The organism is Celeribacter sp., assembly GCF_048259695.1.
Lineage (GTDB): Bacteria > Pseudomonadota > Alphaproteobacteria > Rhodobacterales > Rhodobacteraceae > Celeribacter.
Genome location: NZ_JBLXHL010000004.1, coordinates 66157 through 80106 on the forward strand (window position 1 = coordinate 66157; position 13950 = coordinate 80106).

At 59.7% G+C, this 13950-nt stretch carries 17 protein-coding genes; 8 read left to right on the forward strand and 9 right to left on the reverse strand.

Going from position 1 to position 13950, the window contains the following annotated elements:
• The first annotated feature begins 41 nt into the window (after positions 1 to 41).
• Genes ACN0Q0_RS08355 through ACN0Q0_RS08365 form a run of 3 tightly spaced genes read left to right on the forward strand, consistent with a single transcriptional unit; the run spans position 42 to position 2592 of the window.
• Positions 42 to 233: a NepR family anti-sigma factor gene (locus ACN0Q0_RS08355; protein WP_417242934.1), complete on the forward strand. Its 192-nt coding sequence runs from the start codon at positions 42 to 44 to the stop codon at positions 231 to 233.
• Complete coding sequence (locus ACN0Q0_RS08360) at positions 230 to 841, forward strand: RNA polymerase sigma factor (RefSeq protein WP_417242935.1); 612 nt, start codon at positions 230 to 232, stop codon at positions 839 to 841. Before ACN0Q0_RS08355 ends, ACN0Q0_RS08360 begins: the two co-directional genes overlap by 4 nt.
• Positions 838 to 2592 carry a histidine kinase dimerization/phosphoacceptor domain -containing protein gene (locus ACN0Q0_RS08365; RefSeq protein WP_417242936.1) on the forward strand — a complete coding sequence of 585 codons (1755 nt, stop codon included), beginning with the start codon at positions 838 to 840 and terminating at the stop codon, positions 2590 to 2592. Before ACN0Q0_RS08360 ends, ACN0Q0_RS08365 begins: the two co-directional genes overlap by 4 nt.
• Here the strand turns inward: ACN0Q0_RS08365 and dtd are convergent, their stop codons facing one another.
• The 3 genes from dtd to ACN0Q0_RS08380 all read right to left on the reverse strand — a co-directional run bounded on the left by dtd (position 2593) and on the right by ACN0Q0_RS08380 (position 5190).
• Positions 2593 to 3033 carry a D-aminoacyl-tRNA deacylase gene (dtd, locus tag ACN0Q0_RS08370; protein WP_417242937.1) on the reverse strand — a complete coding sequence of 147 codons (441 nt, stop codon included), beginning with the start codon at positions 3031 to 3033 and terminating at the stop codon, positions 2593 to 2595.
• Complete coding sequence (locus tag ACN0Q0_RS08375; protein WP_417242938.1) at positions 3030 to 3953, reverse strand: carbohydrate kinase family protein; 924 nt, start codon at positions 3951 to 3953, stop codon at positions 3030 to 3032. The genes dtd and ACN0Q0_RS08375 overlap by 4 nt, the downstream gene beginning before the upstream one ends.
• Before the next feature lie 112 nt (positions 3954 to 4065).
• Positions 4066 to 5190 (reverse strand): primosomal protein N' (replication factor Y) - superfamily II helicase, encoded by a 1125-nt coding sequence (locus tag ACN0Q0_RS08380; protein WP_417242939.1) that lies wholly within the window; start codon positions 5188 to 5190, stop codon positions 4066 to 4068.
• Between the two features lie 83 nt (positions 5191 to 5273).
• Between ACN0Q0_RS08380 and ACN0Q0_RS08385 the strand changes: the two genes are divergently transcribed.
• Complete coding sequence (locus tag ACN0Q0_RS08385) at positions 5274 to 5645, forward strand: CZB domain-containing protein (RefSeq protein ID WP_417242940.1); 372 nt, start codon at positions 5274 to 5276, stop codon at positions 5643 to 5645.
• A 34-nt stretch (positions 5646 to 5679) separates the two neighbouring features.
• On the opposite strand, the gene ACN0Q0_RS08390 is transcribed toward ACN0Q0_RS08385, so the two are convergent.
• From ACN0Q0_RS08390 to ACN0Q0_RS08415, 6 genes are all read right to left on the reverse strand, one after another.
• Positions 5680 to 6054, reverse strand: coding sequence for a hypothetical protein (locus ACN0Q0_RS08390; protein WP_417242941.1), 375 nt, complete (start codon positions 6052 to 6054; stop codon positions 5680 to 5682).
• 110 nt (positions 6055 to 6164) lie between these two features.
• Positions 6165 to 7301, reverse strand: coding sequence for an SPFH domain-containing protein (locus tag ACN0Q0_RS08395; protein WP_417242942.1), 1137 nt, complete (start codon positions 7299 to 7301; stop codon positions 6165 to 6167).
• A gap of 16 nt (positions 7302 to 7317) precedes the next feature.
• Positions 7318 to 8280 carry a DUF2927 domain-containing protein gene (locus tag ACN0Q0_RS08400; protein WP_417242943.1) on the reverse strand — a complete coding sequence of 321 codons (963 nt, stop codon included), beginning with the start codon at positions 8278 to 8280 and terminating at the stop codon, positions 7318 to 7320.
• 1 nt (position 8281) lies between these two features.
• Positions 8282 to 9472 carry a toxic anion resistance protein gene (locus ACN0Q0_RS08405; protein ID WP_417242944.1) on the reverse strand — a complete coding sequence of 397 codons (1191 nt, stop codon included), beginning with the start codon at positions 9470 to 9472 and terminating at the stop codon, positions 8282 to 8284.
• Positions 9473 to 9569: 97 nt separating this feature from the next.
• Complete coding sequence (locus tag ACN0Q0_RS08410) at positions 9570 to 10460, reverse strand: 5-bromo-4-chloroindolyl phosphate hydrolysis family protein (RefSeq protein WP_417242945.1); 891 nt, start codon at positions 10458 to 10460, stop codon at positions 9570 to 9572.
• A gap of 231 nt (positions 10461 to 10691) precedes the next feature.
• Positions 10692 to 12005 carry a pseudouridine synthase gene (locus tag ACN0Q0_RS08415; protein WP_417242946.1) on the reverse strand — a complete coding sequence of 438 codons (1314 nt, stop codon included), beginning with the start codon at positions 12003 to 12005 and terminating at the stop codon, positions 10692 to 10694.
• A gap of 80 nt (positions 12006 to 12085) precedes the next feature.
• On the opposite strand from ACN0Q0_RS08415, the gene ACN0Q0_RS08420 reads away from it, so the two are divergent.
• From ACN0Q0_RS08420 to gatC, 4 genes are all read left to right on the forward strand, one after another.
• Entirely contained in the window at positions 12086 to 12535 is a 450-nt protein-coding gene (locus ACN0Q0_RS08420) for a nucleoside deaminase (RefSeq protein ID WP_417242947.1), read from the forward strand.
• 186 nt (positions 12536 to 12721) lie between these two features.
• Entirely contained in the window at positions 12722 to 12970 is a 249-nt protein-coding gene (locus tag ACN0Q0_RS08425) for a peptidase (RefSeq protein WP_417242948.1), read from the forward strand.
• Between the two features lie 3 nt (positions 12971 to 12973).
• Positions 12974 to 13627 carry a ceramidase domain-containing protein gene (locus ACN0Q0_RS08430; RefSeq protein ID WP_417242949.1) on the forward strand — a complete coding sequence of 218 codons (654 nt, stop codon included), beginning with the start codon at positions 12974 to 12976 and terminating at the stop codon, positions 13625 to 13627.
• 35 nt (positions 13628 to 13662) lie between these two features.
• On the forward strand, positions 13663 to 13950 hold the full coding sequence (gatC, locus tag ACN0Q0_RS08435) for an Asp-tRNA(Asn)/Glu-tRNA(Gln) amidotransferase subunit GatC (RefSeq protein WP_417242950.1): 288 nt from the start codon (positions 13663 to 13665) through the stop codon (positions 13948 to 13950).

The window sequence follows — 13950 nt, forward strand, 5'->3', positions numbered from 1 at the left end:
GGTTCCTGAGCCGTTGCAGAAAAGTTTTCTAGGACCCCAGAATGACGCAAAGAAACACAAATTCCAATCTGAATGACCAGATTGAGGAAAATCTTCGCAAGGTCTACGAAGCGACCGTCGAAGAAGATGTTCCGGACCGCTTTGCGCAACTGTTGGCGCAACTCAAGGCGCAGGACGGTGATGTCCCGCCGCCTTCGGGTGGCAATTTGACTGATGATGGCGCAGAACAATGACCGCGCGGGACACAGGCCGGATAGCCCCCGACACGACCCCCGAAACACACTCAGACCCCCGAGACGAGATTACGCAGCACCTTGGTGCGATGCGCGCCTTTGCCCTTTCGTTGACGCGCAACGGCGCGGCGGCCGATGATCTGGTTCAGGACACGATTGTCAAAGCATGGTCCAACATCAATAAATTCGAAGCCGGAACCAATTTGCGGGCGTGGCTCTTTACCATTTTGCGCAACACCTTTTATTCGGGGCGGCGCAAGGCCAAACGCGAGGTGGCGGATGTCGATGGCGCGATGGCGGCCACATTGTCGGTCAAGCCGTCCCACGATGGAAAGCTCGCAATGCGTGATTTTCAGGCGGCTTTTTCACAACTGCCCGATGAGCAGCGTGAGGCGCTGATCCTTGTCGGCGGTGGTGGATTTACTTATGATGAGGCCGCAGACACCTGTGGCGTGGCCGTTGGCACGATCAAAAGCCGCGTCAACCGTGGCCGTTTGCGCCTCACCGAACTGTTGCACCTGTCCGAACACGAAACGATGGATATGACCGATAAATCGACACTGGCGGTGGTGGCCGACCAAATGATTTCGTCGCGGTTCAACTCGTGATCACGCGCCTGAGACGCCGTGCCGACAGCTTGGCGGTTCGCGTATCCGCGATTCTGGCTGTCGTGCTGTTGCCCGTCGGCGTCATTGCCTTTGCGCAAACTGCAGGACTGTTGCGCGAAAACCGTGCGCAATCAGAGACAAGCCTGTTGGCGCTCACCTCCGAGGCGGCCTCGGCCGAAGAGGGGTTGATGCGTACGGGCTTTGGTGTGGCCGAAACCATCGCGGCGCTTGCCCCCAAACTCATCGGCGATGGCAGTGTCCCGTCTGGCAAGGTCTGTGATGCCTTCCTGAATGATTTTGTGTCCGCCTCCGACCAGTTTTCCTTTGCGGGTTATGTGGGGCGTGATGGACGTTTTGTCTGCAGCTCCAATGGCACACGGACGCAAACCGGCATGGTCGATTTGGCGGCGAACATGGCCGAAAACCCCGCACCACATGCCACGGTGAACCTTGACGCGCCGTTCTCCAAGACTTCTGTCATCGTGGTGGCTCACCCGGTCTGGGCCGCGGATGGCACCTATATGGGCTATACGGTTGTGTCCTTGCCGCACTATAACCTGTTCCGGCGCTTGGAAAAAATGACCAAAGACCGCCCGATTGACCTCATCACCTTTAACCGTGAGGGCGAAACCCTGTCCTCCGAGAACGGCTTTGGCAATGTTGAGGCACGTATCCCTGCGGGGCGGCCGTTGAGTTCCTTTGTCGGGGGGCGCGAACATGCCTTTACGGCGATGACAATGGATGGCCAACGGCGCGTCTTTGCCTTTGTGCCGATCATTCCCGGTCTGGTGTATGGCTTGGGCAGTTGGGATGCGGCGGATTTGGGGTTCACATGGAACCGGGTTACCGTTCTGGCCCAATTGTTGTTTCCCGTTCTGATGTGGGTGGCGAGCCTCGTGGTGGCTTATGTCGCGATCCGCAGCCAGGTTATTCAACCGACCCGGAACCTACGGGCGCGGATGCTGTTGTTCATGCGGTCGCGGCGGTTGGAGCCGACGGCTCTGGACGCAATGCCCGCCGCCGAGTTTCGCGAAATCGAAGAGACGTGGAACAGGTTGGCCAACAGTATTTTGCGCGATGAAGCGGAGCTTGAGGATGCGATACACGACAAAACCGTGTTGCTGCGCGAGGTTCATCACCGCGTCAAAAACAACCTGCAACTGGTCTCGTCGATTTTGAACATGAAAATCCGCAAGGCCAGGACCGAGGACGTGCGCGATGCCTTGCGCAACATCCAGGGCCGTGTTTTGGGGATCGCGACTGTTCACCGCAATCTCTACGAGACCTCGATGCAGGGCCGTGTGCGCGGGGATGAATTGATTAAAACCATCGCGCAAAGTGTGATCGCGGCGGGGCGCATGGATGAGCGATCCTTTTCGGTCAAAGAGACATTCGAGCCCCTTATTGTCTATCCGGATCAGGCGGTTCCATTGTCGCTCGTTACATCCGAAGCCCTTGGCAATGCTATGAAATATGCCGGAGCAGCCTCCGAAAGCGCGATTGCGTTGGAGGTGTGCCTACGCAAGTTGGACGAGGCAACGGGCGTGTTGGAAATCCGCAATACCAAAGGTCCTGTGACCTTGGCCTGTAGCGTGCCCGAAGGCACGGGGCTCGGCACGCAATTGATCGCGGCCTTTACCGCGCAGCTTGATGGGGCGCTCGAGGTTGAGGATGGTGCGGACGCCTACGTCATGCGCATCACTTTCCCGCTCAAGGCTTTCGAGGGCGACGCGGAGGCCACGGCACAGTGATCAGCTGTCGGTGTCGAGCCAGATCGTAATCGGGCCATCATTGGTCAGGGACACTTTCATATCCGCGCCGAAAACACCTGTTTCGCTTGGGACGCCCGCTGCGCGCAGTGCATCGGTGAAGTGCTCATAGAGCGCCTTGCCCTCATCGGGCGGGGCGGCGGTGGAAAATCCGGGGCGGTTACCTTTGGTGTCGGCGGCCAATGTGAACTGGCTCACGACAAGGGCGCTTCCGCCAATGTCGCGCAGGCTAAGGTTCATTTTACCCGCATCATCCTGAAATATCCGCAGTTTCGAGATTTTCGCGGCGAGCTTGTCGGCCTGTGCCGTGGTGTCGCCGCGCATGGCACAGACAAGCACCAAAAGACCCGTGCCGCATTGACCGACAACATCGCCGTCGACACGGACACTGGCCGTGCTGACCCGTTGAACGATGGCCCTCAAAGTTCGGATTTCCACGGCGGGTTGGCGCCTGCGCGCGACACGGTGATCGCGGCGGCCTGTGCGCCGAGTGACAATGCCGCGCGGATTGTGTCCTCGTCGAGATCGGCCACGGCATCCTTGGTCAGCTTGCCTGCGGCGTCCAACGAGGCCAAAAGCCCCGCGTTGAACGTATCGCCCGCGCCGACGGTATCGACGACGTCAACCTTGTTGGCTTTGACCTGAACGACCTTGCCCGTTGCGGTGAACCCGCGCACGCCTTTGCTGCCTTCGGTGAGGCAAACGAGCTTTGGCCCCTTGGTCAAAAGGGTCCGGATATGGGCCTCGATGTCGCCGTCCCCCATCAGCCAGATCAGGTCTTCGTCGGAGACTTTGACGATATCGGCATGTGACAGCATATGTTCGATTCGTGCACGATAACGCGGTTCATCGGTGATAAATCCGGGCCGGATGTTCGGATCGATCATGGTGACGCGTGTGGGGGCAGCCTGTACAAAGAGCGCCTCATAGGTCGCGCCACAGGGGTCGACCGGCAATGATATGCCACCACAGAACACGGCATTGATCGTGTCGGGCAGGGTGGGGAGGTCGTCGTTCGACAGCATCCGTCCGGCGGTGTTTTCGTCGTAAAAGGCATAGGTCGCATGACCGTCCACCAGTTTGACAAAAGCCACGGTACAGGGGCGATCGCGTGTCACAGACAAAGCGGCGTCAACGTTGCTGTCAGCCAGTTTGGATTTCAACAAATCGCCAAAGAAGTCACTTGAAAACCCCGAGAAAAACCCCGTTTGCGCTCCAAGGCGGCCCAAGGCAATGGCGGTATTGAACACTGCGCCGCCCGCATAGGGGGCATAGGCGTCCTCGCCGTGCGTGGACTGACGCGGCAGCATGTCGATTAGAGCTTCGCCTGCACACAGGATCATGTCTGTCTCCTCCTTGGATTTGGACTTCGTTCTAGTTCTGTTACCGCTATCAAAGCAAGCAGTTCTTGAGCAATAGTTCTGTGTGCGGGCAAATGCTCACGCCTTGCGTGCCTCACTGTGGTGGCTGATTGATCGCAACCAGATAGCCGATGCCCGCCGCAAGGATCGCCAGACCCACAGCGGCAAAGGCGATTTTCCATGCCGAATAGGGGCGTTCGCCCTGAACCCGGCCTGTGCGCCCGTTGACGACAAAGCGGTAGCTCTTGCCACGGTATTTATACGCGGCCATCCAGACGGGCAGCAGGATGTGTTTGAATGTCACGGCGCGCACATCCGTGCGCACGTCATGGACCTGTTGGCGGTCCCCGCCGATGTCGAATTTTACATCACGCAAAATCACACGGTCCATATGGGCGCGTGCGGCGGTAAATCCCTCGTCGAGTGTCACCGAATAGGCCTCGGACCGGAACCCCGCGAGGTAGTCCGGCACATAGGGTTCCATTTCCGACAGATCCCACGGCTCCAACCCTTGGGTGTATTTGCGCGGCAACGCGTGGGAAGCGAGCACCAACACGTCATCAAAAAACCGCGCGACCTGTCCCGACCGTCGGCTCCACCGCGTTTTGCGCTCGCGGATCGTCTTGGTCTCGCCATTGTGTGTGACCCTGCGGGTGACGTAGTAATCGTCGCCACGCTGTCCGCTGTATCGGGATGTCGTATCGGCATCAAAGGTCCAGTATGGCACGTAAATCCCGTCGAGTTTCCGCCCCTTGCGCGCATAGGCCTTTAGCCCGTTGGGGGCAAACCACAGCCGCCCGAGCCAATCGGACATGGCATCGTGGGCCTGTGATTCCGGTAGGGCAAAGGGCAAAAGACCACGGGGTTTGATCTGGCGATGTGCGCCTGTGTCCGTGACCACAGGGGTGGCGCAATAGGGGCATTCATCTGCGTGAACGCTCTCGTCGAATTCCACAAGTGCGCCGCAATTTGGGCATTGCGAGACCCGGGCCTCAACGATGTCCTGGTGGGGCAATTGCGCGTCCAGAGCCGCGCGGTAATCCAGTTCACGCACCGGCTGTGCGCCGCCCGTGTCGAGCGGGGCGTGTGCGCCGCAATGATCGCACGCAAGCGCGCCGTTTTCGGGGGCAAACCGCATGTCTGCGCCGCAGGTCCCGCACGCAAACCGGTGGTCGTGCGTGTTTGGCGTCAAGTCATCTGTGGTCAGGTCGCGTTGCATAGAAAATCCGATTGGTTTTACATCATCTTAAGATGCCTGTGCCAGTGTGCCACTGCAAGTGAACAAGGCAAGGGAGTACTGCTTTGGACAGACAAACATTGGACCGGCAAATATCCGAAGCCATCGGCGCACATGCAATGTGGCGCACGACCCTGAACGATGCGGCGCAAACGGGTATTTTGCCAAAGTCTGCCGAGAAAATCGGGTGTGATGACGATTGTCCCTTTGGGAAGTGGCTCCATTCCTTAGCGCATGAAACGTCTGTTTCCGGGTCTGCGGAATACAAACGTGTCGTGGACAAACACGCGCGTTTTCATAAATATGCGGGCGAAGTGGCCATGCATGTTGAACGCGGCGACAAACGGGCGGCATCCGATGAACTGGCGTCCCAGTATTTGGTTGGCCGGTCCTATGCGCTTCTTGATGCTATGCTGACGTGGCAAACCACGGTTTAGAGCCATTGCCCTGAACCGACCCTCTAATGCGGTTTCAGCCCTCACGTTGTTCGAAGCTCACCAGTTGTGCGATGTCCCGGCATCGGGGCGTCGTGAAGCGGATGATATGACAAAACAAATGCGTTCCTGACCCGTCGCGGGTGAGGCGCCCCGATACGGTCGCCGCTTTTCCATGTGCGACCACTTGGTCGATGGTGATGGACACGGGGCGGATGATGTCGCAGAGGGTGGTTAATATAATGGCCCGCCCAACGGCACAGGGCGCATTCGAGCGATCCCATGTCGCCGTCTCCGCCAAGATCTCTGCGTTCAATGTGCCAACGCCCATCAGCGCGAGCGCGATGCGTTCCGCAACCGCCCCCTCGGGGGCTGCGCCCGCCTGTGCCGAGCGATGAACTTGTGTTTGCATCTGGATCTCTCCGTTCACCGCCGGCCCTGTGTGAGGCAAACGGCTCCCCCCGTGACGCCGGACGTCACGGGCGGCAAGTCTCGTGATATGGCGTTGCCCTTTTGGCGCGGTTAGACGCCCGGGGGCGGGGGAGGGGGCGCAATCGTAAAGAGCTGCGCCAATTCAACGACCTCATCAGCCTTGAGCCACCCGTCCTGACCCGGTGTCCAGACATGACTGGCGCGGGTGAGCGCCCCCGAGGCGGCCTTTTGGCCCATCTCGGCTTTGGAAAACGGTCCCGTTGTGGTTCCGTTTTCGGCGATGTGCCAAACATGTTCCACGGGGGGCGGCGGCGGCACCTGCGCGGCGGTGGTTGGACGTGGCCCCCACGGACCTGACGGTGCGCCTGACTGTGCCGCTGCATTTTGCGCGGACTGTGTGGCCATCGCCATGCCCATTCCGGCCCCCATGCCCGCACCCATGCCCGAGGCCATTGCACTGTCGCCCGCGCTCAGGGCATCGGCGGCGGAGAGCTTCATATAGTTGTCGAGATTGCCGACAATGCCCATCGAGGTCCGTTTGTCCAAAGCGGCCTCGACCGCATCGGGCAAGGAGATATTCTCGATGTAAAACTCGGGGATGGTCAGGCCGTAATCGGCCACAACGGTGGAGATTTCGGCGGCGACCACTTTGCCCAGATCGGCGGTGTTCGCGGCCATGTCGAGTACAGGGATGCCGCTGCTCGCGATGAGGCGCGAGAACGCCTGAACGATAATGTTGCGGATTTGATAGGAGATCTCGTCCATCGTGAATTCGCCGTCGGTGCCGACAATCTCGGTGAGGAACCGTGCGGGATCAGACACTTTGACCGCGTAGGTGCCGTAGGCGCGGATGCGCACGGGGCCAAATTCGGGATCACGGCAAATAATCGGGTTTTTGGTCCCCCACTTGAGGTTCCCGAACCGGGTGGTGTTGACGTAGTAAATTTCGGATTTGAACGGTGATTTGAAACCGTGATCCCAATGGTTGAGCGTCGTCAGGATCGGCATGTTGTTGGTTTCGAGCATATAAAGGCCGGGCGTGAACACGTCCGCCAACTGGCCCTCATGCACGAAGACGGCCGCCTGCCCCTCACGTACGGTCAGCTTGGCACCGTATTTGATTTCGTGCGCCTCGCGTTCGAACCGCCAGACCATCGTGTCGCGGCTGTCGTCAACCCAGTGGATGACGTCAATAAATTCGCCGGAAAGAAAATCGAAAATTCCCATGTCGGTCTCCTAAGTCTTATGAAGATTCGCCCATCAATTCGTCTGCGATTCGGGTCGCAATGGCGCGGGCTGTGTCGGGTTGCATACCAACCGAAAGCCGGTCGTCATAAAGGATACGCAACAGCAATTCGTCGTGGCGTGTCAAAAGTGCGAACTCTTCGTCATCGTTGAAGATGGACGGGCGGGCTTGCGGGCTGTCATTGGCCAACCCGAGCCCCTGTGCGATTTCCTCGTGGAAACACGAGGCGCGCATGAGGTCGGGGTGTTCGCCGCGAATAACCGCAACGGCACTGCGGTACGCACCGTCATCGGCAGGATCAGAGGCAATCACAAGGCAATAGGCCGAGGAGGGCATGTTCTCGACGGACCGGATGGCCGCGACTGGCAGGCCCGGGATCAGCTGCTCAAGGCGGGGTCCGGCGGTCCGGCGTTCATCCTCGTTGAGGACAAGGACATGGAAGTTGGGGCGTGCCGAGATGGAAATGGGATGGCCCGTGGCCTGCCCGAGCTGTGTGGCCAATGCGGCCAAGGTGGCTTGGTCCTTGCTGCGCTGCGCTGTCGGAACAGACGGCCCGAATTCAAGGCCGAGCCGCACGGGAACCGTCCAGCGGTGCAAGGTCGAGCGCGTGGTGCGCGCCACATATTGCCCGCCCACATCGGTGTATTCATCATTGAGCGCGATGGCGTCGAAATTCGCGGCCAGTTGCCGCGCCCCAAAGGGCGTGTCTGTGCCGCCGCCATCGGTGCGCAGCAACTCATTGCGCAACAGGTCCGCCTGAACCTTTGCATAATAGCGGACCATCTCCTGACTTGCCTCCGAGCGGGCCACGGGACCGGTTTGGGCGGGTGTGGGCGGTGGCGTCCCGACCGTCGGGCGCGACACGGGCGCGGATTGCGGTGGTGCGGGTGTCACGCAAGCACTGAGGGCGAGGGCCAAAACCCCCGCACCAACCGCGTTTATGACCCCGCCACCCCACATATCAGGAGGTCACGGATGTGGCTGCGGTGTCGCCTGTGCCTGTTCGTTTGGATTTGGCGGCCGCCAATGTATCGCGCAGCTCGCCTTCCATTTTCTTGAGGTCTTCCTCGGCGGAGGCACGCTTGAGTTTGCCCGCATCGGCGATCTGGAGGCTCTCTTCGATGGTGGCGATCAATTCGGCGTTGGCCACTTTGACGGCTTCGATGTCGAACACGCCGCGCTCCATTTCCTCGCGCACGACCTTGTTGGCCTCGCGCAGGTTCTTGGCGTTGGCGGTCAACAGCTCGTTGGTCAAATCGTTGGCCTCGCGCACTGCATGAGCGGCCTCGGCCGAGCGTTGAATTGTCACGGCTTGGGCCAATTGCGTTTCCCAAAGCGGTACGGTGTTCACAAGTGTCGAATTGATTTTTGTCACCAAAGACTTGTCGTTTTCCTGTACCAAACGGATGGAGGGCAGCGATTGCATGGTGACCTGACGCGTCAGTTTGAGGTCGTGAACGCGGCGTTCAAGGTCGTCACGCGCCGAGCGCAGGTCGCGCAACTCCTGCGCCAACATCACCTGTTTGTCCTCGGGGGCTGCGTCGACCTTCATCTCCTTGGCGGGGATGGTTTTGGTGTCGAGCTCTTGCAATTTTTTCTCGCCCGCGCGGATATAGACGGCCAGTTCATCGTAGAACGCCAGTGTTTTCGCGTAGAGAATGTCGAGCGATTTGACGTCTTTGAGCAGCTTGTGTTCGTGCGACAACAGATTGTCGGTGATCTTGTCGATCTGCTCCTGAACGGTCTCGAAACGGGCGATGAATTTCGCCATGGGGGCTGCGCGGCCCAAGAGTTTTTCCCACCACGACCGTTCGCGGCGCACGTCCAACTCGGAGACGGAAAACCCGCGAATGGTGGAGACGATGCTGCGCAAGCTGTCGCCTGCGGGGCCAACGTCCTTGTTGCGGACTTCGGCGAGCATGGATTGCGAAATTTCCTGCAACTCGGCCTGAGCGCCCGAGCCAAAGCGCACGATGGAACCTGTATCGCTCATGTCGATTTCGGCCATCGCGCGTTTGACGTCATCGGCGGCGGGCGCATCCTTGCCGCGCACAGGGACCAGTTCGCCTTTGGGTTCGGGCAGAACCACGGCGGTGATCTCTTCGACGTCTTTGAGTGTTGCTTGGGCCTTCTGGCGCACGGTGTCCGACATGTGTTTCCCCCTCGTCCGATATGGATGTGTCATGTTTAAATCTTTTGCCCCGACCTGTCATGGTGTCATCGTCGGCCAGTATTCAATGAATGTTTGTTCAACGGATGCCTTCGCGCGACAACCGTTCACGCAGGACATCGATTTCAATGTCGAGATCGGTTTTGTTATCAATCAGAAGCTTGTCTGTGCGGGCGGCAAAGTTCGCCTCGAGGTCATCCAGAAGCGCAAACCACGAGGTTCGCGCCTCGGCATTGCGCGAGCGTTCCCACAGGTCCACGAATTTGGTCGTCGCATCGCGCGCGCCCAAAAGGTAGACCCCAAGGTATTTGCGGGCCGCCGTCAGGTCGCGCGGATCATCCTCGACGGTGCGGCACATGGTGCGGGCGGTGGAGATGAATTGGTCCAGACGCCGCTGTGCCTCGCGGTCGCGTGTGCGCAACATGGCCTGATGCATTATGTTCAGATGGCCCTCGGCCTCATCCACCACCTTTGCCACGCGGTCTTGTTGAAAGGTGTCGATCCCGTCCATGCCTTTGTGTTTCAGCGGATCAAGGCCAAAGGCGAGGCTGTGCAGGATCACGCCGAGCACAGCAAAAATCACGGTTTCTCCCGCGCCCCAACCGAACCACCCGACGAGGCCAAGGCCAAGGGCGGTCAGGGCCGAGCCGAATATTTTGCGCGGGATCGCAGGCCTGCGGGCGACTTTGCGTGCTTCATAAGCCTCTTGGGCTTTTAGCCCTTCGCGGGTCAAAAGGCCCGCCCCCACGAGACAGCCCAGTGCCGCGAGGTAGCCCGCCATCGTCACAGGTTCGGCCTGAAACGCTTTCCATGCCAGTGGAATGGCCGCGAAAAACAACAGGTTGGACCGCGCGCCGACGTGAGTGGGGCGCTTGCCATCAAACGGGCGTTTGGTGGTCGAGGGATGTGGGGTGGCCGCCGGTGCGCTGTCGCCCTCTGGCGAAAAGGTGGAGCCATAGCGTTTGGCCATGCTCACATCCCCTGCGCTTTGATCGTGGCGTAAAAGGTCAGGGCCACCAATAGGTAGTAGGCCAGTTTTGAAAACTTGCTGTCACTCATTGCGCACATCACTCTCTCACAAACCCGTCATCCCCCAAGATATAGGAAGGATTAACGCCTCTTGAAAGGGTTAAGGCGCCAAGGGCGGTGTGTTGCCGCCCTTTTGCGCTGATTTTATGCGCCGTGCTGTACGCGCGCGGGATTAATCGCGTGTTCTGGGTTTGCCCGCGGGCTTGCCGTGGGATTTGAACCCGCCCGAGCGGGGTTTGCCATCCGACCCGCCGCCATGGGATTTGAACCCCGAGGAGCGTGGTTTGCCGTCTTTGCCGCCGCCGTGCGATTTATACCCGCTGGATTTGAAACCGCCCGGCTTGCCGTCACGATCCCCGCCGCGGCCTGCGCCGTCACGGTCGTCGCGGCGCGGGCCGCCTTTGCCCTTGAATCCACCTTCGCGGGGTTTGAAATCCCCATCGCGTTTTTTGAAATCACGCTCGCCGTCACGGGATTTGAAATCTCCGTCACGTTTTTTGAAGCCGCCGTCGCGGTCCCCGTCGCGTTTTTTAAAGTCACGGTTGCCGCCGCCCTCACGCGGCTTGAAATCGCGACCGCCGCCCCCCTCGCGCCCGTCACGGGTGACTTGGCGTTTGGGTTGGCTGCCGTCGTCAATCTCGATGCCGAGTTGGTCGCGCAGGATGCGGGCTTTGACCTCTTCGACTTCGCCCGGTTTGATAAACCCGAGGCGGAAGGGGCCGTAAGAAATGCGGATCAGACGGTTCACGGTCAGGCCGATATGTTCCATCGCACGGCGGATTTCGCGGTTTTTACCTTCGCGGATGCCCACGGTCAGCCATGCGTTGGCCCCCTGTTGGCGGTCAAACACCACCTCCATCGGTTGGAAGTTTTCACCGTCGATGGAGATACCTTTGCGCAGCGGCTCGAGTACGGCCTCGGTCGCGTTGCCTTTGACGCGGACGCGGTATTTGCGCATCCAACCCGTGTCAGGCAGTTCCAACAGGCGTTTGAGTTCGCCATCGTTGGTCAAGAGCAACAGACCCTCGGAGGTAATATCGAGGCGACCTACGGACAACACCCGTGGTAGGTCTTTGGGTAGGCTCGCAAACACGGTGTCGCGGCCTTTTTCGTCTTTTTCGGTTGTCACCAACCCCGTGGGCTTGTGGTAAAGCCACAGGCGTGGCGGCTCGGCGTCCCCGACCTCTTTGCCATCCACAGTGATGCGGTCTTTGGGTAGGACGTTCAGGGCAGGGGAGGCAACGGTGCGGCCGTTGACCGTCACGCGGCCCTCTTCGATCATCAGTTCGGCGTCACGGCGCGAGGCGATGCCCGCGCGGGCCAGAACCTTGGCGATCCGGTCACCGGGGCGGGTTTCGCCCTCTTTGATCTTCTGGTCACGTTTGACGTCCTGTGGACGGATACCCCGTTTGAAGGTCTTGCCACCTTTGGAGGCGGGACCATTGGACGAGGTGCGTGCGGGTTTTTTATCTGTGGGGCGTGTCATGCGCTTGCCATAGTGCGCTTTGATGCACTTGGGAAGGGGGCACGGCTTGCCTTGGGCGCATTTCCGCGTCACGAAAGGGCATGACATTTCGTTCTTATATGGATTTGGCCTTTGAACAGGCCCGTTTGGCTCAGGCGCGGGGCGAAGTTCCCGTGGGGGCGGTTGTGGTTGATCCCGCCGGAGAGATCATCGGGCGTGGCGGAAACGAGACGCGGGCGGGCCATGATCCGACCGCCCATGCCGAGATCGTGGCCATTCGTGCCGCCTGTGCCGCCTTGGGTGTCGAGCGCCTGACCGGGTGCGATCTTTACGTGACGTTGGAGCCCTGTCCGATGTGCGCCGCGGCCATTTCGAACGCACGGATTGCGCGTCTGTATTACGGCGCGGGCGATCCCAAATCGGGTGGCGTGGCACACGGGGCCAAGGTCTACGCCCACGCCCAGTGCCACCACGCACCAGAGGTCTATGACGGCATCGGTGCGGTGGAGGCCGAGGCGATGTTGCGGGCATTCTTTGCGGAGCGCAGGTAGGGCGCGACCGTGATCTTTGTCGGCCCACTTGCGGTAAGGCTCTTGTTGGGGTAGAGGTGCGCGGCGCGACCATTGTGGATGCGCACATTCCTAAATCATTGAAATTCCGCCCGTTTGTGGGGCCGTAGACCTGCGCACCTCTTGGCGTGGGGCTGTCGCGCTATGGGCATTTGCACGAGAGCCGAGATGTTCGAGATCACCCTGTTGCGCCATGAGCGCGTTTTGAAAAATACCGCTTTTATCCTCGGCGTGTTGTCGACCGTGGCGATTGTTCAAAACTGGTACCCGTTGAATATGTTTCTCTCGCTGCCCTTTTGTATGATCTGGATGGGCATGGGGTGGCTTCACACCGAGCGCCAGTTAAAGTGGATCAATATCTTGTTCGCGGGTTTTTATGCCTATGGCATTGCGCGGTATTGCTATTTGGGGGTCTAATTCATGGCATGGTCCACACAGATTGACGGCTATTGTGAGCGGGTGGATTTCACCTTTTGGGCGGAACCGGTCAATGCGCTGACCAATGCCGCGTTCTTGATCGCCGCGCTGTATGTCTGGCCACAGGCCAAGGCCACGCCGATGGGGCGCGCTCTCGCGGCGATCCTGTTTGTGATCGGGCTTGGCTCGTTTGCCTTTCACACCTTTGCGACACAGTGGGCGTCGATGATGGATGTGGTGCCGATTGTTGTCTTTATTCTCACCTATATCTTTGTCGCCAATCGTGACTATTTCGGCTTGCCTGCGGGTAAGGCCGTTCTGGCGACCGTGCTGTTCTTTCCCTTTGCCGCCGTGACCGCGCCGCTGTTTGCGCAACTGGGCATGGGGTCGTCGGCGGCTTATGCGCCTGTGCCATTGTTGATCTTTATCTACGCCTATTTGCTCAAGGTTCGCGCCCCCGTCACGGCACGGGGCATGGCGGCGGGCGCGGTGATTCTATGCGGGTCGATCGCGCTGCGCATGGCCGACGCGCCGCTGTGTGACGGCTTCCCGCTCGGCACGCATTTCGCGTGGCATATCGTCAACGCGCTGATGCTCGGGCATATGATCCGCGTTTATAGCGTCCACATGCTTGAAGCGGGCCGTACGACACGCTAAAGCCTGATCCAACTAAATTGACGGAGCCTCCCCCCATGTCCATCGACATTGATACTGCACGCCGCGTGGCCAAACTGGCCCGCATCCGCGTCGAGGAAGACGCGCTTCCCGCGCTCGCCGAAGAATTCAACGCCGTGCTCGGCTTTATCGAGCAATTGCAAGAAGTCGATGTCGAGGGTGTCGAGCCGATGACCTCCGTGACCCCGCAGCGCCTCAAGCGCCGCGTCGATGGTGTGACCGATGGTGACCAACAAGAGAAAATCCTCGCCAACGCGCCCGATGCACGTGAGGGATTTTTTGCCGTACCCAAAGTGGTGGAGTGA